The organism is Pseudorhodoplanes sp. (assembly GCF_059499825.1).
This window is the reverse complement of the sequence record NZ_JCABZI010000010.1, coordinates 321,119-337,136: the sequence shown is the minus strand read 5'-3', so window position 1 is coordinate 337,136 and position 16,018 is coordinate 321,119. Positions and strand designations below refer to the sequence as shown.

Annotated in this window: 17 protein-coding genes; 10 read left to right on the top strand and 7 right to left on the bottom strand. The window is 64.6% G+C overall.

Annotated features, from left to right (window positions below):
• The first annotated feature begins 23 nt into the window (after positions 1-23).
• Together AC5I5I_RS15330 and AC5I5I_RS15325 are read left to right on the top strand one after the other, a co-directional pair.
• On the top strand, positions 24-1,235 hold the full coding sequence (locus AC5I5I_RS15330) for a CaiB/BaiF CoA transferase family protein (protein ID WP_495974512.1): 1,212 nt from the start codon (positions 24-26) through the stop codon (positions 1,233-1,235).
• A gap of 117 nt (positions 1,236-1,352) precedes the next feature.
• Positions 1,353-2,531 carry a hypothetical protein gene (locus tag AC5I5I_RS15325; RefSeq protein ID WP_495974510.1) on the top strand — a complete coding sequence of 393 codons (1,179 nt, stop codon included), beginning with the start codon at positions 1,353-1,355 and terminating at the stop codon, positions 2,529-2,531.
• Between the two features lie 332 nt (positions 2,532-2,863).
• Here AC5I5I_RS15325 and AC5I5I_RS15320 read toward each other — a convergent pair whose 3' ends face one another.
• Both AC5I5I_RS15320 and AC5I5I_RS15315 read right to left on the bottom strand, forming a co-directional pair.
• Positions 2,864-3,232, bottom strand: coding sequence for a response regulator (locus AC5I5I_RS15320; RefSeq protein ID WP_495974508.1), 369 nt, complete (start codon positions 3,230-3,232; stop codon positions 2,864-2,866).
• A 182-nt stretch (positions 3,233-3,414) separates the two neighbouring features.
• A complete protein-coding gene (locus tag AC5I5I_RS15315) occupies positions 3,415-4,410 on the bottom strand; it encodes a Bug family tripartite tricarboxylate transporter substrate binding protein (RefSeq protein ID WP_495974506.1) in 996 nt (331 codons plus the stop codon).
• A gap of 120 nt (positions 4,411-4,530) precedes the next feature.
• Between AC5I5I_RS15315 and AC5I5I_RS15310 the strand changes: the two genes are divergently transcribed.
• Genes AC5I5I_RS15310 through AC5I5I_RS15300 form a run of 3 tightly spaced genes read left to right on the top strand, consistent with a single transcriptional unit; the run spans position 4,531 to position 6,732 of the window.
• Positions 4,531-5,337 (top strand): aspartate dehydrogenase, encoded by an 807-nt coding sequence (locus AC5I5I_RS15310; RefSeq protein WP_495974504.1) that lies wholly within the window; start codon positions 4,531-4,533, stop codon positions 5,335-5,337.
• Positions 5,338-5,358: 21 nt separating this feature from the next.
• Complete coding sequence (murI, locus tag AC5I5I_RS15305) at positions 5,359-6,135, top strand: glutamate racemase (RefSeq protein WP_495974502.1); 777 nt, start codon at positions 5,359-5,361, stop codon at positions 6,133-6,135.
• A gap of 12 nt (positions 6,136-6,147) precedes the next feature.
• On the top strand, positions 6,148-6,732 hold the full coding sequence (locus AC5I5I_RS15300) for a hypothetical protein (RefSeq protein ID WP_495974500.1): 585 nt from the start codon (positions 6,148-6,150) through the stop codon (positions 6,730-6,732).
• 39 nt (positions 6,733-6,771) lie between these two features.
• Here the strand turns inward: AC5I5I_RS15300 and AC5I5I_RS15295 are convergent, their stop codons facing one another.
• Entirely contained in the window at positions 6,772-7,398 is a 627-nt protein-coding gene (locus tag AC5I5I_RS15295) for an SOUL family heme-binding protein (RefSeq protein ID WP_495974498.1), read from the bottom strand.
• 278 nt (positions 7,399-7,676) lie between these two features.
• On the opposite strand from AC5I5I_RS15295, the gene rpsD reads away from it, so the two are divergent.
• On the top strand, positions 7,677-8,294 hold the full coding sequence (gene rpsD / locus AC5I5I_RS15290; protein ID WP_495974496.1) for a 30S ribosomal protein S4: 618 nt from the start codon (positions 7,677-7,679) through the stop codon (positions 8,292-8,294).
• A gap of 142 nt (positions 8,295-8,436) precedes the next feature.
• Positions 8,437-8,859, top strand: a complete 423-nt coding sequence (locus tag AC5I5I_RS15285) for a hypothetical protein (RefSeq protein WP_495974494.1) — start codon at positions 8,437-8,439, stop codon at positions 8,857-8,859.
• A gap of 57 nt (positions 8,860-8,916) precedes the next feature.
• Here AC5I5I_RS15285 and AC5I5I_RS15280 read toward each other — a convergent pair whose 3' ends face one another.
• The 3 genes from AC5I5I_RS15280 to AC5I5I_RS15270 all read right to left on the bottom strand — a co-directional run bounded on the left by AC5I5I_RS15280 (position 8,917) and on the right by AC5I5I_RS15270 (position 10,161).
• Positions 8,917-9,270: an HdeA/HdeB family chaperone gene (locus AC5I5I_RS15280; protein WP_495974492.1), complete on the bottom strand. Its 354-nt coding sequence runs from the start codon at positions 9,268-9,270 to the stop codon at positions 8,917-8,919.
• 214 nt (positions 9,271-9,484) lie between these two features.
• Positions 9,485-9,823 (bottom strand): Grx4 family monothiol glutaredoxin, encoded by a 339-nt coding sequence (grxD, locus tag AC5I5I_RS15275; protein ID WP_495974490.1) that lies wholly within the window; start codon positions 9,821-9,823, stop codon positions 9,485-9,487.
• A 101-nt stretch (positions 9,824-9,924) separates the two neighbouring features.
• Positions 9,925-10,161, bottom strand: coding sequence for a BolA family protein (locus AC5I5I_RS15270; RefSeq protein ID WP_495974488.1), 237 nt, complete (start codon positions 10,159-10,161; stop codon positions 9,925-9,927).
• A gap of 187 nt (positions 10,162-10,348) precedes the next feature.
• On the opposite strand from AC5I5I_RS15270, the gene AC5I5I_RS15265 reads away from it, so the two are divergent.
• Both AC5I5I_RS15265 and AC5I5I_RS15260 read left to right on the top strand, forming a co-directional pair.
• On the top strand, positions 10,349-11,095 hold the full coding sequence (locus tag AC5I5I_RS15265; protein ID WP_495974486.1) for a hypothetical protein: 747 nt from the start codon (positions 10,349-10,351) through the stop codon (positions 11,093-11,095).
• An 87-nt stretch (positions 11,096-11,182) separates the two neighbouring features.
• Positions 11,183-11,890: a hypothetical protein gene (locus AC5I5I_RS15260; RefSeq protein WP_495974484.1), complete on the top strand. Its 708-nt coding sequence runs from the start codon at positions 11,183-11,185 to the stop codon at positions 11,888-11,890.
• Here AC5I5I_RS15260 and purL read toward each other — a convergent pair.
• Positions 11,887-14,100, bottom strand: coding sequence for a phosphoribosylformylglycinamidine synthase subunit PurL (gene purL / locus AC5I5I_RS15255; protein WP_495974482.1), 2,214 nt, complete (start codon positions 14,098-14,100; stop codon positions 11,887-11,889). The two genes, AC5I5I_RS15260 and purL, sit on opposite strands and share 4 nt — an antisense overlap.
• A gap of 192 nt (positions 14,101-14,292) precedes the next feature.
• Here purL and AC5I5I_RS15250 point away from each other — a divergent pair, with 192 nt between their 5' ends.
• Entirely contained in the window at positions 14,293-15,975 is a 1,683-nt protein-coding gene (locus tag AC5I5I_RS15250; RefSeq protein ID WP_495974480.1) for a methyl-accepting chemotaxis protein, read from the top strand.
• Positions 15,976-16,018 lie beyond the last annotated feature (43 nt).

Genomic DNA, 16,018 nt, shown 5'->3' with positions numbered 1-16,018 from the left:
CAACGCGCGCTAATGCTTTGCGCATGACCGAACGCCCCGCTCCCACCGGCCCCCTCGCCGGCATCCGCATTCTCGACCTGACCAGCGTCATTCTGGGGCCCTATGCCACGCAAATCCTGGCCGATTTCGGCGCCGACGTGATCAAGGTCGAGTCGCCCGCAGGCGACATCATGCGCCATGTCGGTCCGATGCGGAACAAGGCCATGGGCCACATCTATCTCAACCTCAACCGCAACAAGCGTTCGATCGCACTCGACCTGAAGCAGGAGCCCGCACGCGATGCGCTGCGCAAGCTGGCAGCCACCGCGGATGTGTTCGTCACCAATGTGCGGCCGGCGGCGATGGCGCGGCTGGGGCTCGGCTACGACGACATCCGTGCCATCAATCCGCGCATCGTCTATGCCAGCGCCACCGGCTTCGGCGCCGGCGGCCGCTATGCCGGCAAGCCCGCCTATGACGACCTGATTCAGGGTCTCTCGGGGATCGCGGCCATCGCGCCCGACGCGTGGGGCGACGAGCCGCGCTACATGCCGCTCGCGATCGCCGACCGCACCACCGGGCTCTATCTCGCCAATGCGATCTCTGCCGCGCTCTTTCATCGCGAGCGCTCGGGCGAAGGCCAGGCGATCGAAATTCCGATGTTCGAAGTGTTCGTCGAATATGTGCTGGGCGATCACCTGTCGGGCCTGACCTTCGACCCGCCGGAGGGCCCACAATATTATCCGCGGCTTGTTTCAAAGCATCGCAAGCCATACGCGACCAAGGACGGTTACGTCTGCGTGCTGGTCTATACCGACACGCACTGGAAGAACTTCTTCAAGGCGATTGTACGCGAAGACCTGCTGCAGGACCCGCGCTTTTCCACCCATGGCGGGCGCGCCGACAATATCGACGCGGTCTATGCCTTCGTTGCCGACACCCTGAAGGAAAGGACCACGGCGGAATGGCTGGCCCTGCTCGAGGCCGCCGACATTCCGGCGGCGCCGTTGCATGACATCGCGAGCCTGCTCGACGATCCGCATCTGAACGATGCCGGCTTCGTCCGTGTCGTCGAGCATCCGACCGAGGGGCGCCTGCGGATGACCGGCGTGCCGGGCACATGGTCCGGCTCACAGCCGTCGGTCCGCAGCCTGCCGCCCAATCTTGGCGAGCACACCGCCGATGTTTTGCGCGAGGCGGGATTGTCGGAGGATGAGATCGCCGCTGCCACGCCAAACAGCAGGCCCGCCGGCTGATCGGCGCTGCAGACGCGGCTTGCGGCGGCACCGCATTCGCGGTCAAATGGCCTCCTGGTACCAGTAGCGGGGGGTAAGATGCGCGCGCGGTCTTGTGCGGGTGTTGGTGCGGTCGCGATGGCGGCTTTTATCTTCGGGTCGTTCGGCGCGTGGGGTGCGGAAATCGAAGGCCCCGCTTCGTTCAGCCCCGGCAAGATTTCCGGGATCAAACCGTCCGGCCCCAATTACACGATCCTGAGCCCGGTCCGCAGCGACGGCTTTCTGCGCATTTACAACGTGCGCTCTCCCTATGGCGACTTCAGCGTCATCAGCGATGCGATGATGCAGATGCGCATCCGCGAACTCGCGGCGGTGGCGGAACTCGACAAGCTCACGGAGTCGACCGAGTTCAACAATGCGCTCGGCCAGGCTGGCCTCGCTCCTGTGAAGTTCGCTGGCGAGTTGCTGGTCAATCCGGTCGAGGCGCTGGGCAACACGCTGGCCGGCATCGGCAACCAGATCGGGCAGATCGGCTCCGGCATCCACAACGCCGGCAAGTCGCAGGACCAGGCTTTCGGCGGCTTCGGCGCCGACCAGAAGCGGCGCGAACTCGCGGCCAAGCTCGGCGTCGATCCCTATACCGATTACGAGCCGCTGCAGGCGCGACTGCAGAAGCTTTCGCAAGCCGCCGCGGCCGGCGGTCTTGTGGTGTCCGGCGCGATGATGGCGATCCCCGGCGCCGTCGGCATCGTGGTGTCGAACACGGCGACCTCGGGCCGGGTCAAGGATTCGCTGCGCGATCGCACCGCCGCCCAGCTCATGGACATGAATCGCGAGAAGATGCTGGCGATGGGGCTCGACCGCGCCGCCGCGGACGCGCTGCTGCAGAACCGCAACTACACGCCGCTCGACATGACGTCGATGGTGTCATCGCTGGAAGTCGTGGCGGTCGCTGGCCGCGACGAATTCCTGCGCCGCGCCGTCGCCGTCAAGCGGCGCGACGCCGCGGTGTTCAACCGCCGCTACACCGAGATGGTGGCGGATTATCATCTGAAGAACCGGTCGATCGTGAGCTTCGTGTCGGCGGCAGAATTTCCTTTCAACCAGACCGCCAATGGTACGGTCGTCGGCATCTGGCCGGTCGACGCCATCTCGTGGACCAGCGGCACCAGCCGCGCCATGAGCAATGCCGCAAGCGCGATCCGCTCCAATCGGCTCGGCCGCCCCGAATTGCTGATTTCGGGTCAGGCAACGCCGCGCGCGAAAGAAGGCTTGCGCGAACTCGGCTTCACTTTGGCGGAAAACACGCGGCGCTGATCGATCCGAGTCGCATCGAGTCAAGCTGAGCGCCGCAGATAAATGACTCGCCCTGCAGGGGCAGAATCGCGATTCATGGCGGCAGTCGAAATGTCTCGCCAGGATTGGACATGCTGCCTCTGTCCCGACCGCTGTTCGACCAGAACGCCGCGCGCCTGATGACGCTGTGCGTGGCGGCGGCGCTTGTCAGTTGCACGCTGGTGGTGGTGACGGTGCTGGCCGTCTAAGGCATTTTCGAGAGACGCCGGTACCGGTTCGCGTCAAGAAAACGCGCCGGCGCAGGAAACCAGAATCTCTTCGCGCTTCGAGTAAAGGCGAAAGTGCTCCGCCATTCAGGGCGCAATTTCGTCGATCGCTTTTTGCAGCCCGTCGAGATCGAACGGCTTGCCGAGAAAGCCGATCGGTTTGAATTCCTTCAATCGCGCTGAAACTTCGGTCTGATCCTCGCCGCTGGCAACGATCAGGGGTAAAGCCGCGTGCGATTGCCGGATGTCGCGCACGAGGTCGTCGCCGCGCCGGTCCGGAAGGCCGAGATCAAGCAACACGAGCGCGTAATCCGCGCCCGGCGCGCGCAGCAGCTCAATCGCCTCCGCGGCTGTCCCCGCTTCGTCCGCCTCGCGCCCGAGATCGAGCAGCATATCGACGGCAAGCATACGGATCAGCACCTCGTCTTCGACAACGAGCACCCGGCCCGAACTCATGTCCCCTCGCTCTTAAAACCTGTCTGACAATGCCCCGAAAGGTGGGGCTTTCGGTTGTCGGTCTCGCGACCGATTCCCGGTCCATTCGGAAGAACCGGATTGTTACATCATGTGGAACCGGTGTTCAAAAAACAGCGGCGGACCGGACGGCCCGCCGCTGATGTCTCGCTTCGAATTCGCCCTTAATTGGTCTGGGCGCCGCTCTTGAGGATCGGCTCCCGCCATTTCGTGATCTCGTCCTTCACGAATTTCTGCAGATATTGCGGCGAGCGGCGGTCCGGTGCGACGATCGTCGCGCCGAGCCCCGCCAGCTTTTCCTTCACCCCCGGGGTCTCCATCGCCTGGTTGGCGGCGTCCGCAAGCTTCTTGACGATCGCCTCGGGCGTGTCCTTGGGCAGGAAAATCGCGTTCCACGTATAGGCTTCCATACCCTTGGTTCCCTGCTCTTCGGCGGTCGGCAGGTTCGGCAGCGCCGGCGAGCGCTCCTTGGTCATGATCGCGATCGCCTTCACGGTGCCGCCATCGACCTGCGGTTTTGCGGTGGAAATAATTTCGCACAGGAAGTCGATGCGTCCGCCCTGCAGATCCTGCATCGCCGGACCGGTGCCCTTGTAAGGCACGTGCACGATGTCGGTGCCCATCACCATGTTGGCAACCACGCAGCCCAGATGGGTCGCAGACCCCGCACCGGCCGAACCGAACTGCATCTTCGAGGCATTGGCCTTCGAATAGTCGACGAACTCCTTCAGGTTATTGGCCGGGAAATCCTTGCGCGCGATCAGAGCGATCGGCACTTCGGCGATCAGCGCCACCGGCGTGAAATCGTCCGCTGCATTGTAGAGCGGTTTCTTGCTCAGGGTCTGGCTCTGCGCATGGGTGCCGACGGTGCCGAGCACGAAAGTGTAGCCGTCGGGCTTGGCATCGGCGACTCGCTTGGATCCTGTCTGGCCGCCGGCTCCGCCGACATTCTCGACCACCACCTGCTGGCCGAGGATCTCGCTCATCCGCGCCGCCACCACCCGCCCGAGCACGTCGGTCGGGCCGCCCGCGGCAAACGGGACGATCATGGTCATCGGACGGGTCGGGAAATCCTGCGCCGAGGCGGGCCCACCGGAGACCATCAGACCCGCGGACAGAACGCTGGCGGAAAGACCCGCCAGCAGCAACTTTTTGAACATGAAATCCTCCCTTAACTTTCCAGCAGACTTGCCCACGGCGCCGCCTGGGGTCAAGCCGGACCTTGTGGGCATGATGGCGCACACGTAAACAGCAGCCTGACAAAGGAGAACACGGTTAAAATGCCTGATATTCGCGTCGCTATCGGAGGACTGGGAGCCATCGGCCGCATGCTGGCTCGCAAACTGAGCGCCGGCCTGCCCGGCCTGACGCTGGCCTGCGCCGCCGCAGGCGACCGCGCCAAGGCGCAGGCCTTTCTCGACGCGAAAGGCATCGCCTGCCCGATCGTGCCACTGAACGCGTTTCCGGAGCATGCCGACATCGCGGTCGAATGCGCGCCGGCGGCGATCATCGAGGACATCTGCCGACCGATGCTCGAAGCCGGCAAATCGGTGATCGTGCTGAGCTGCGGCGCGCTGCTGCCGCGTCCCGAACTGCTGGAACTGGCCAAGGCCAAGGGAGGCCGGATCATCGTTCCGACCGGCGCCCTGCTCGGTCTCGATGCGGTGGTGGCCGCCGCCGAGGGCGACATCTCCTCCGTGCGCATGACCACCCGCAAGCCGCCGGGCGGGCTGAAGGGCGCCCCCTATCTCGAACAGCATGGCATCTCGGTGGATGGCCTCACGGAGGCCAAGCGTGTCTTTTCCGGCAGCGCGCGCGAAGCCGCGGCCGGCTTTCCGGCGAATGTGAATGTCGCGGCGGCTCTGTCGCTCGCCGGGATCGGCCCGGACCGCACCCAGATCGATATCTGGGCCGACCCTGCCGTCACGCGCAATTGCCACGACATCGAGGTCGAGGCGGATTCGGCGCGCTTGCGGATGTCGATCGAGAATGTGCCATCCGAAAATCCCAAGACCGGGAGGATCGTGGCGCTGTCAGTGCTCGCAGCCTTGCGCAAGCTCGGTGCGCCGCTCAGCGTCGGGACCTGACCGCAAGGCCTCTGTCTGACCGTGCAATCTCCCAGCATCCTCGTCTTCGATTCCGGACTTGGCGGACTGACAGTCTTCCGCGAGATCGTGCCACTGCGCCCCGACGCGCGCTTCGTCTATGCCGCGGACGATGCCGGTTTTCCGTACGGCCGTCTGTCGGAGCGCGAACTGAGCGAGCGCGTGGTCTCGGTGATGGGCACGCTGATCGACACGTACCGGCCCGACTTGGTCGTAATCGCCTGCAACACCGCCTCGACACTGGTGCTGGCGGATCTGCGCCAGCATTTCAGCGTGCCGTTCGTCGGCACTGTCCCCGCCATCAAGCCGGCCTGCGCAGCCTCGCAGACCAGGCTGGTTTCGGTGCTGGGGACCGAAGCCACGGTCGTGCGCGAATACACCAAGAAGCTGATCGCCGATTTCGGCCAGGGCTGCGACGTGACCCTGGTCGGCTCGCGGCGGCTGGCGGTTCTGGCAGAGGCGCTGCTCCGCGGTGAGGCGGTAGACGACGCCGACATCGCCGACGAGATCATGCCGTGCTTCGTCGAACGCGACGGCCTGCGCACCGACACGGTGGTGCTGGCCTGCACGCACTATCCGCTGCTGGATATCCAGCTGAGGCGTCTTGCGCCGTGGCCGGTCACCTATGTCGATCCGGCGCCGGCGATCGCGCGCCGGGTTCTGGACTTGCTTGGCCCGGCCGTGCCAGCCTCGGCCGGGAAGGCTGGAGCGCAATTCGTATTCACGTCGGGTCAGAAGCCCGCACCTGCGCTGGAGGCCGTGTTTTCAAGGTTCGGCTGAGGGGAGCGCATCATGATGGGGCGGATTGTTTTCGCAGCCTGCGGCGTGCTGGCCAGTATCCTGGCGATGTCTTCCCCAGGCGAGGCTCAGCCTGTGACATTTGCCGATCTCGCAAACCATACGGTGACGGCGAACTTCGTCTACGCGCAAACCGTGCGAGTGCTCGATCAGGGCCGCACCGTCAACAACGAGAACCGGCAGACCATCACTCTTGCGCTTCATGCGGACGGGCGCATCGATCAGCAATACAGGATCCAGATCGTGGCGCCGAACGGGCGCGATGTCGGCGGTTTCACCGGACGCATCAAGGCCGAATTGAACAAGCCGACGAAATGGCAGCATGGAGAGATGGTGTTCGTGTTCGAGAACGACAGCCTGATCAGGCTTCAGACCTTCAATAAAGGGGGCCGCAAGATCACGCTCTCGTTCAAGCGGACGCCCGGCGGCCTGACCTGCAGCGTCGATGCTCCGTTGTCGAAGGAGGAAGGCGCCGGACGCGGTGTCGACACCACGTCGCAGACGACCAAGCAGCGGATCGAAATCCTCTCGGCAAAGACCGTTTCGTCGTCATGCCGGGTGACGAAGACTGCGGCCTGATCAGCCGTTCATTCGTCGACCGGACGTGACGCAATCCCGCTAGCGCTGCGTGACCGTTACTGCCGCTTCGTTGCGCCTGAGGAATGGCGGGACGAACGGCGCGTCATAGTTCATCGACTGCGGCTCTCCGCTGGGACGCCAGCGCGACGGCGACAATACCGAAAGCAACGCGGCCGCGCGGGCCGGGTAATCTTTGCCGTTTCCGGAATAGCGCAGGACCGCCATGTCCTCCGGCGGGACGTCGACAAGGCGGACCCGCGGGTCGAGCGGCTTCGGCGCGGTCTCGCGCGTGAGTTTGGCCGGCAGAAAGAAGCGCATGCGCAGCCCCTCCGGCACGTCCGTGGTTGCGACCGGCGCCGTCATCGACACCCGCGCCGATTGCGTCGCAACCGGCGTGGTCATGGCAATGCGCTCGCTGCTGGCGTCCTTCGAGCGGTTAGCACCGGCGATGTATTCGAACAGCAGGCGGAACGCCTCGCTCCTGCCGGCCTGCCCGTCCTGCTTTGTCTGGACCTCCGCTGCCAGTCGCGGCCCATAGCGGCGGATTTCCACGCCGTCCGAAAGCCGCTCGACCACCACGTATCGGGGTTCCTCGTAGATCCTGACGCCGACCACGTTCAGAGCGGATTCAATCACCAGCATGGCATAGTAGAAAAAAGCGCTCATCCGGGATCGCCCCTTGACGTTGGCTCATTTGACCTACGGCCTGGACGCCGGGCGGTTTCATCGCGCGAGACGGCCAGGGTGGCCGGGCCAGGTTTGACATTCGGCGGCCGAAACACTAGACAGCTTCGCGGTTCGGCCCCCTTCGGGGCCGTTCCCCGTTTCGCGACCCGTGGTTCCGGCCATCCGCTTTGGCCAGTTGGAACCTGTCGGTACCGGGCTAGACCCCGGCACAGAGGAGGGCGCGTTTCCTCAATCCACGGTCTTTTCAAGAGGACGCGATGACCAAGCGCACTGAAGCAAAATACAAGCTCGACCGCCGTATGGGGCAGAATATCTGGGGCCGCCCGAAGAGCCCCGTGAACCGGCGTGAATACGGCCCCGGCCAGCACGGCCAGCGCCGCAAGGGCAAGCTCTCGGACTACGGCGTGCAACTGCGCGCCAAGCAGAAGCTCAAGGGCTATTACGGCGACCTGTCCGAGAAGCAGTTCCGCGCCGTCTATACCGAGGCGATCCGCCTGCGCGGCGATTCCGGCGCCAACCTGATCGGCCTGCTGGAGCGCCGTCTCGACGCGGTGGTCTATCGCTGCAAGTTCGTGCCGACGATCTTCGCCGCCCGCCAGTTCGTGAACCATGGGCACGTCAAGGTGAACGGCCGCCGGGTCAACATCCCGAGCTACAAGGTCAAGGTCGGCGACGTGATCGAGGTGAAGGACAAGTCGAAGGAGATGGCGCTCGTGATCGAGGCGCTGTCGCTCGCCGAGCGCGACATCCCCGACTATATCGAGGTCGACGAGAGCAAGAAGACCGCGAAATTTCTGCGCATCCCGACGCTCAGCGAAGTCCCCTACCCGGTCCAGATGGAACCGAACCTGGTGGTCGAATTCTATTCGCGCTGATCGTTCTCAACACGACGACATAGCAAGGGCCGCCCATTGGGCGGCCCTTTTGCGTGGGCACACGCATGCGTGATGGCCAGGCCGTGGAACGTCCGATCGCTCTCGCCTAGTGTGAAGAAAACCACATCACCGGAGCGGCGGCATGCCCCGCACACACATCCTTACGACGCTGGTGTCGCTGCTCTTGCTGTCCGCGGCATCGCCGAGCCTCGCCGGCGGTGTGTTCCTGGACGTCCCGATGACCCGCGTCTTCGTGTGCGAAGGACCGGACGCGCGGTTCGAGATCTATGCCCCGCAATCGGTGCTTGCCAAGCGCAATATCGAAAGGCAGGGCCTCGGCGGCACAGTGAACGGGCTTTATGCGCTCGATCTGACGGATGCAGGCAAAGGCAAGGTCATCGAGCCGGTTCGGCTGCGCTCGAGTAAGGACAACAAGTCCATCGGCATCGACCAGTTCACCCGCAAAGGACTGAAGCCCACCAGCATTCCGATGACGGGCGGCACGCTGGATTTCGATCAACGCTTTGGCACGAAGGCGAAGTGCGGACCTTTCCGGCCATCGTGATCAACGATCACGAGCGCCACGATCGCGCATGGCCGCACCACCGCAATTCAAAACGCGCTACTTCACCTGAATGCCCAGGCGCTCGCGCATGCTCTTGATCACAATGTCCATCGCCTCGATGATCCGCAATTGAGGGTTCGCCTTGCAATAGACGATCACCTCATGCTCGACTTCCTTGCCCTTGCGGATGTCCATGTAGTGTTTCTTGGCTAGGCCGTTGTACCAGCCGCTGTACCAGGTCGCGAGACGGTCTGCGTCCTCCTGCCACGTATTTGCAAGCTGGGCGCAGGTCAGGGCCTGAACATTGAGAAAGCCCTCGGCATCCGCATATGTGCTGAGATCGACCTGAGCGTTCGCACTCGAGATTGTCATCGAAGCCGCTGCTGCAGCGATGATCAGGTATTTGCGCATATCGGGCCCTCGCCCTTTAAACCGATGACGGAAACGGAGTTCATCCGGACATTCTGTTGCCGCCGGTGGCATCGCCGGTTCTATATCTCCAGCCTAGACGCAACCCATTGCCATTTGGAGCCAGCCGCCACAAAACGCCCGACCGATCATCGGCGACGCCCGAAACGCAAAAGGCCCGCACGCGGCGGGCCTCTAACGACGATTGATTGGCAGCTCAGGCGATGGCCTTGCCCTGAACCGCGAGACCCTTTTCGATCATCAGGTTCTGCAATTCGCCGGCCTGAAACATCTCACGTACGATATCGCAACCGCCGACAAACTCGCCCTTGATGTAGAGCTGCGGAATGGTCGGCCACTGCGAATAGGCCTTGATGCCGTCGCGCAATTCGCCGGATTCGAGCACGTTTACGCCTTTATACGGCACCTGCAGATAATCGAGGATCTGCACGACCTGGCCGGAAAACCCGCATTGCGGGAATTGCGGCGTACCTTTCATGAAAAGGACGACGTCGTTGGATTTTACCTGGCTGTCGATGAACTGATTGATGCTCATGGAATATCCGATCTCTTCGGGTCACGTCCGGCGATCCGGCTTGTCTGGTCAAATATAGACGGGCCCGATGCGCCGCAACAGTCGAACCAGGCCATTCAGGGTCAATTCTCCGGAACCCCGGTCTGCAGAGCGAGCGCGTGCAGCGCCCCGCCCATCTGGCCCTGAAGCGCCTGATAGACGAGTTGGTGCTGCTGTACCCGGGATTTGCCACGGAAACTTTCCGCCAGCACTGTGGCGGCGTAATGGTCTCCGTCGCCAGCGAGATCGCGGATCTGGACCTCGGCATCCGGGATATGGGTCTTGATCAGCCGCTCGATCTCGGCGGCATCCATGGGCATTGGGGAAACTCCTCGATTCATCGGGCGGCACCAGCTTACGCCACATCGGGGCGCCGACCGGAGTAGAAATAGGGTGATTTGTGGTGGCTGACAAACGCATCTGCCGGGCATCGTTGTGGCTGACGCGGGGCGAAGGTCCGACTATTGTGCGACAATAGGGACGAGGCCAGACAGAAGGAAGCGAGGCGTGGCTTTGATTACAGGAACGCTGGCGAGAATGCTGGGATGTGGGATCGGCGCGGCCGCGCTCATCATGGCCGCAGACGACGCGCGGGCGCAGTTTTTCCCGTTTTTCCAGCAGCAGCAACCGCAACAGCAGCCGGCGCCGCCACCTCCGCCGCAGCAGTCGCGGCCGAGCCAGCAAACCCGGCCGAGCCAGCCGGCGCAGGCTCCCGCTCGCAAGACTCAGCCACAGCAGCAAAAGGCCAGCGATCCGGCGCAGAAGGCACCACCCGCAACCGCCGCCGTGCCCTTCCCCGAGGTGCGCAACGCCTGCGGCGCCGAGATTAGGAGCACCTGCGCGGGCGTCGCCCCCGGCAGCACCGAATCTGTGCAATGCCTGCGCCCGAATTTCGCGGTGCATACGCCGCCCTGTCAGGCGGCCCTCAGCAAGGCTTTCGCGGCGGCGGGACCGGCCCCCGCACGTTCGGCAAATACCTCGACCCAGCCCGCCGGCACCACTGACTCGCCGCGCGTCGTATCCACCGACCGCATCACCCGGCCCGAGGGCGCGAAGGAAGCGGACGCCCCCGACCTCAAGCTGCCGGCGATGCGCCCGACCCAGGAGGCGCGCTGGGTGAACCGCTATTGCAGGGAAGATCACTCGCTGCTGTGCCAGGGCGTGACCTTCGGACAGAGCCGGGTGTTGCGATGCCTGCTGTCGCATCACTCGTCGCTGACCAACAATTGCAGGAAGGCGCTGGCCAAGCGCTGATCGCTTTCTGCCTGTGAATGGCCGTGCCGGCGCGATTTCCGCGGCGGCGACGCCCCCATAATCACCAACACCTGAGGAGTTGCCGAGATGAGACCCTGGTGCGCCTATGCGCTGGCCGGCGCCGCCCTGCTTTCGTTCGGGACGGTGCTGGGGCAGGCCCAGACGCCCGACAAGGCGCAGCAGGACGCCATCCGAAGCAATTGCCGCTCCGACTTCATGCGCAATTGCTCCAGCGTTCCCCGCGGCGGCCGCGAGGCGCTGGAATGCCTGATGCAGAACAAGGCCAAGGTTTCCGCCGGCTGCCAGGGCGCGCTGAACGCGATCGCAGCACCGGCGCCCGCGGCAGCCAAGCCCGCCAAGCCTGAACCGCAGGCGGCCGTGCCGAGAGCCGAACCGCCGGCAGCGGCCGCCGCACCGGCCCAGACGGCACCGACTCAGGCAGCGCCGCCACCGCCGCAATCCCCGACGGCAACGGCCCCGACCGAGCCTCGCGCCAAACCAAAGCCCGCACCCAAAGCCGTCGCCACCCCGGCGCGTCCCGCGCCTCCGGTGGTGCCGCAGGCTGCAGCACCTGCCGCCGTCCCGGTGGCGCCGCCTCCAGCCGCTGCCCCGAGCCAACCCCGGCTCGGCGAGGCGATCCTGATCCGGCGGTTCTGCACTACCGATTTCCGGGTGCTGTGCAAAGGCGTGCCGCTGGGCCAGGGCCGGGCAATCCAGTGCCTCGCCAACAATGCCCCGGCGCTGTCGCCCGGTTGCCGCCAGGCAATGGCCCAGACGGGTGAGTTGCGGCCTTAGCCGTCGACTTTGCCGGCCATGTAGTCGGGCAGCCAGGCTTCGAAGCGGGTCGTGAGATCGGCGACGGCCACAGGCGTCTCGCTGCCGAGGGTGAGCGACTGGCCGCCGACCGTGCCGATCCGCTTCACCGCAACACCCGCCACCTGCGCGGCTTCGACCAAAGCCGCAAGCTGTGCCTGCGTCGCGGTCACGATGTAACGCCCCTGATCCTCGCCGAACCAGAAGGCGTGCGCCGCGACGCCCTGCGGGGCTTCGAGCGTCGCACCAAGCCCCGATGCCATGGCCATCTCGGCCAGCGCAACGGCAAGACCGCCGTCTGAAAGGTCATGGACCGCGGTGACGCGGCCATCGGCGATCAGCTTGCGCACGAATTCGCCGTGACGTTTCTCGACAGCGAGATCGACCGGCGGCGGAGCCCCCTCCTCGCGCCCGCAGATTTCGCGTAGATACATCGACTGGCCGAGCCAGCCTGCGGTGTCACCGATGAGTATAATGGCATCGCCATCGTTCTTGAAGGCAAGGCTCGCGGACGTCGTGAAATCCGACAGCACGCCGACACCGCCGATGGACGGCGTCGGCAGGATCGCGCGACCGTTGGTCTCATTGTAGAGCGACACGTTGCCGGACACGACCGGGAAGTCGAGCGTCTTGCACGCGGCTGCGATGCCGCGCACGCAGCCGACGAACTGGCCCATGATCTCGGGCCGCTCTGGATTGCCGAAATTCAGATTGTCGGTGATCGCGAGCGGCGTCGCACCGACGGCGGAGAGATTGCGATAGGCTTCCGCCACCGCCTGCTTCCCGCCCTCGAACGGATCGGCCTCGCAATAGCGGGGCGTCACGTCGCAGGTCATGGCAAGGCCCTTCGGGCCGTCCTCGATGCGCACCACCGCGGCATCGCCGCCCGGCCGCTGCACGGTGTTGCCGAGAATGATGTGGTCGTATTGCTCCCACACCCAGCGCTTTGAGCAGAGATCGGGCGAGCCGATCAGCTTGAGCAAAGCATCGGCATTCGACAGCGGCGGCTTCACAGCGGCGGCAGCGATCACCGGCTTCTTCGGCGTCTCGACGAACGGCCGGTTATAGACCGGCGCCTCGTCGCCCAGCTCCTTGATCGGCAGATCGGCGAGCGTCTCTCCATGGTGACGAATGAGAAAACGCTTGGTCGGCGTGGTCTCGCCGACGATGGCGAAGTCCAGTCCCCATTTGCGGAAGATCGCTTCGGCTTCCTTTTCCTTCTCCGGCTTGAGCACCATGAGCATGCGCTCCTGGCTTTCCGAGAGCATCATCTCGTAGCCGCTCATGCCGGTCTCGCGCGTCGGCACCTTCTCGAGATCGAGCGTGACGCCGAGATCGCCCTTGGCGCCCATCTCGACCGCGGAGCAGGTGAGCCCCGCCGCGCCCATATCCTGGATCGCGATCACGCAGCCCTTCTGCATGATCTCGAGACAGGCCTCGAGCAGCAGCTTCTCGGCGAACGGATCGCCGACCTGCACAGTCGGACGCTTCTCCTCGGAATCGTCATCGAACTCCGCCGACGCCATCGACGCGCCGTGGATGCCGTCGCGACCGGTCTTGGAGCCGAGATAGACGATCGGCATGCCCACGCCGGACGCCGCCGCATAGAAGATCGAATCCGCACGCGCGAGGCCGACCGCCATCGCGTTGACCAGGATGTTGCCGTCATAGCGTGTGTGGAAGCGGGTCTGCCCGCCGACCGTCGGCACGCCGAAGGAATTGCCGTAACCGCCGACACCGGCGACCACGCCGGAGACGAGGTGCCGCGTCTTTGGATGCCTGGGGTCGCCGAACGACAGCGCGTTCAGGCAGGCAATCGGCCGCGCGCCCATGGTGAAGACGTCGCGCAGGATGCCGCCGACGCCGGTGGTCGCGCCCTGATAGGGCTCGATATAGCTCGGGTGATTGTGGCTCTCCATCTTGAAGACCACCGCGAGCCCGTCGCCGATATCGATCACCCCGGCATTCTCGCCCGGTCCCTGGATCACCCATGGCGCCTCGGTCGGCAGCCCGCGCAGATGCACCTTCGACGACTTGTAGGAGCAATGCTCGTTCCACATCGCCGAGAAGATGCCCAGCTCGGTCAGCGTCGGCTCGCGCCCGATCAGGTCGAGGACGCGCTGGTACTCGTCGGGCTTGAGCCCGTGTTCGGCGACGAGTTCGGGAGTGATGCGGATGCTGTTCGGGATCACGTCGGCTCAGGTCAAGGTATGGGCGCGGGACAGCGCCGGATGCGGCGGCACGGCAATCCCATACAGGGGCAGAATACGGAACGCCACCGCCGCCGGTGCCGAGGGTCCACAGTAAATACCACGACAAAGTTGTGGAAAGTGCTGGAATCAGCGAGGTTGGAACTCCGCTGCGGACTCTGAAAGACTAGCCCCATGCAGGCTTTCCACAATTCGATTTCGGCGCGCGTGGTCGCGACCGTCATGGGCCTTGGTCTGGTCGCGGCCGCCTTGGTGGGCGCCGCTATCCTGTCGATGGACGGCCTGCGCTCCCGGACCGAGCTCCTGCAAAAGGCGGCCCTGAAAGCGGTCTACGCAGAGCGCGTCAACCGGCTCGTCGCCATGGTGGTGATGGATTCGCGCGGGATCTACGCCGCCCGCGATCCGGCCGAAATCCGGTATTTCGCCGACGGGCTGATCCGCCATCTCGACCAGATCGACCATACGATGACGCAATGGCGCGCGATCGCGACCCCGGAGCGTCGTCAGCAAATCGAAGCGTTGGCCGACAGCCTGAAGACCTTTTCCGACCTTCGCCGCAACCTCGTCGCTACCGCCTTTGAAAAGGGTCCGGACGCGGCCCGTGAGGTCGGCGAAACCAATCGCAACGATCGTCAGCAATTGAACGCTCATCTTCAAACAATCGGCGACCTTTACGGCGAGGATGATGTCCGCCGGGTGATGAGCGAGATTGCCGACTACCAGCGTAGCGCGATCACGCTACTGTTTCTGATCGGCGGGCTCGGGCTGATCGCGGCGTTGATTGCAGCCTGGGTGGTCGCCTCCCGCACCATCCTGCGGCCGCTCAGCGCGCTTAGGATGAGCCTCGACCGGATGGCCCAGGGCGATCTGGAACGGCCGATCAGCGAAACCGCTCGGGGCGACGAAATCGGCTCTATCGCTCGCTCGACCGAGAATTTCCGGCATAGCCTGAACCAGATGCGCGCGATCCAGGAACGTGAGCATCAAAACGACCTGCAGCGCATCGCGCGCGCGGAGCGCGTCCAGCGTGCGACCGGACGGTTCGAACAGGCGATCCGCGATTGCATCGCCAACCTGCATCGCTCGATCGCACAGGTGGTGGAGGTGGCGGATGCACTCCGGGCGCTCGCCGCCACCTCGACCCGGGAATCTCAAATCCTGGCTGGCTCCGCGAATGTCGCTGCGGCCAATGCACAATCGATCGCGACGGCAACAGAACAATTGCAGGCGACCGCGTCCGCCATCTTTCAGCAAACCGCGCGCTCATCGGCAACCGCGGCCGCGGCCGCACGCAATGCGGAGACAGCCTCTCACACCGTGGATCAGCTGGATGGCGCGGTCACCAAGATCGGCGAGGTGGTGGCGCTGATCAACGCCATCGCCGAACAGACCAACCTGCTGGCGTTGAATGCCACTATCGAATCCGCGCGCGCCGGCGACGCCGGGCGCGGTTTCAGCGTGGTGGCGGGCGAAGTCAAAACGCTGGCCCAGCAAACCTCGACCGCAACCGGCGACATCCAGCGGCAGATCGCGACGGTGCAGAGCGCCGCGCGCGACGCCGTCGGCGTCATCCAGACATTCGATGCGGCAATCGCAGACCTCAACCAGGCGGTCGGCGCGATCACCGAAGCGGTGCGCCAGCAGAACGCCGCGACCCACGAAATCAGCGGCGGCGTCACCGTCTCGGCGCAGAACGTGGAGGCCCTCTCACGCGGGGTGATCGGCATCAACGATGGCATCAGGCGCACCCACGAGGCGAGCCAATCGGCATCCAATGTCGTCGGATCGCTGAAGGATCAGGCGGTGCGGCTGGAGCAGGAGGTGAGTACGCTCCTGAAAGAGATCAACGCCGCCTGACCGCGGGGATCCGGTCTGATTGTGAGCATGAGTGCCGTGACGG

Bases quoted from the DNA above. Each gene is read 5' to 3' on its own strand.
- AC5I5I_RS15330 (WP_495974512.1), top strand. From the start codon at position 24: ATGACCGAACGCCCCGCTCCCACCGGCCCCCTCGCCGGCATCCGCATT.
- AC5I5I_RS15325 (WP_495974510.1), top strand. From the start codon at position 1,353: ATGGCGGCTTTTATCTTCGGGTCGTTCGGCGCGTGGGGTGCGGAAATC.
- AC5I5I_RS15320 (WP_495974508.1), bottom strand. From the start codon at position 3,232: ATGAGTTCGGGCCGGGTGCTCGTTGTCGAAGACGAGGTGCTGATCCGT.
- AC5I5I_RS15315 (WP_495974506.1), bottom strand. From the start codon at position 4,410: ATGTTCAAAAAGTTGCTGCTGGCGGGTCTTTCCGCCAGCGTTCTGTCC.
- AC5I5I_RS15310 (WP_495974504.1), top strand. From the start codon at position 4,531: ATGCCTGATATTCGCGTCGCTATCGGAGGACTGGGAGCCATCGGCCGC.
- AC5I5I_RS15300 (WP_495974500.1), top strand. From the start codon at position 6,148: ATGATGGGGCGGATTGTTTTCGCAGCCTGCGGCGTGCTGGCCAGTATC.
- AC5I5I_RS15295 (WP_495974498.1), bottom strand. From the start codon at position 7,398: ATGAGCGCTTTTTTCTACTATGCCATGCTGGTGATTGAATCCGCTCTG.
- rpsD (WP_495974496.1), top strand. From the start codon at position 7,677: ATGACCAAGCGCACTGAAGCAAAATACAAGCTCGACCGCCGTATGGGG.
- AC5I5I_RS15285 (WP_495974494.1), top strand. From the start codon at position 8,437: ATGCCCCGCACACACATCCTTACGACGCTGGTGTCGCTGCTCTTGCTG.
- AC5I5I_RS15280 (WP_495974492.1), bottom strand. From the start codon at position 9,270: ATGCGCAAATACCTGATCATCGCTGCAGCAGCGGCTTCGATGACAATC.
- grxD (WP_495974490.1), bottom strand. From the start codon at position 9,823: ATGAGCATCAATCAGTTCATCGACAGCCAGGTAAAATCCAACGACGTC.
- AC5I5I_RS15270 (WP_495974488.1), bottom strand. From the start codon at position 10,161: ATGCCCATGGATGCCGCCGAGATCGAGCGGCTGATCAAGACCCATATC.
- AC5I5I_RS15260 (WP_495974484.1), top strand. From the start codon at position 11,183: ATGAGACCCTGGTGCGCCTATGCGCTGGCCGGCGCCGCCCTGCTTTCG.
- AC5I5I_RS15250 (WP_495974480.1), top strand. From the start codon at position 14,293: ATGCAGGCTTTCCACAATTCGATTTCGGCGCGCGTGGTCGCGACCGTC.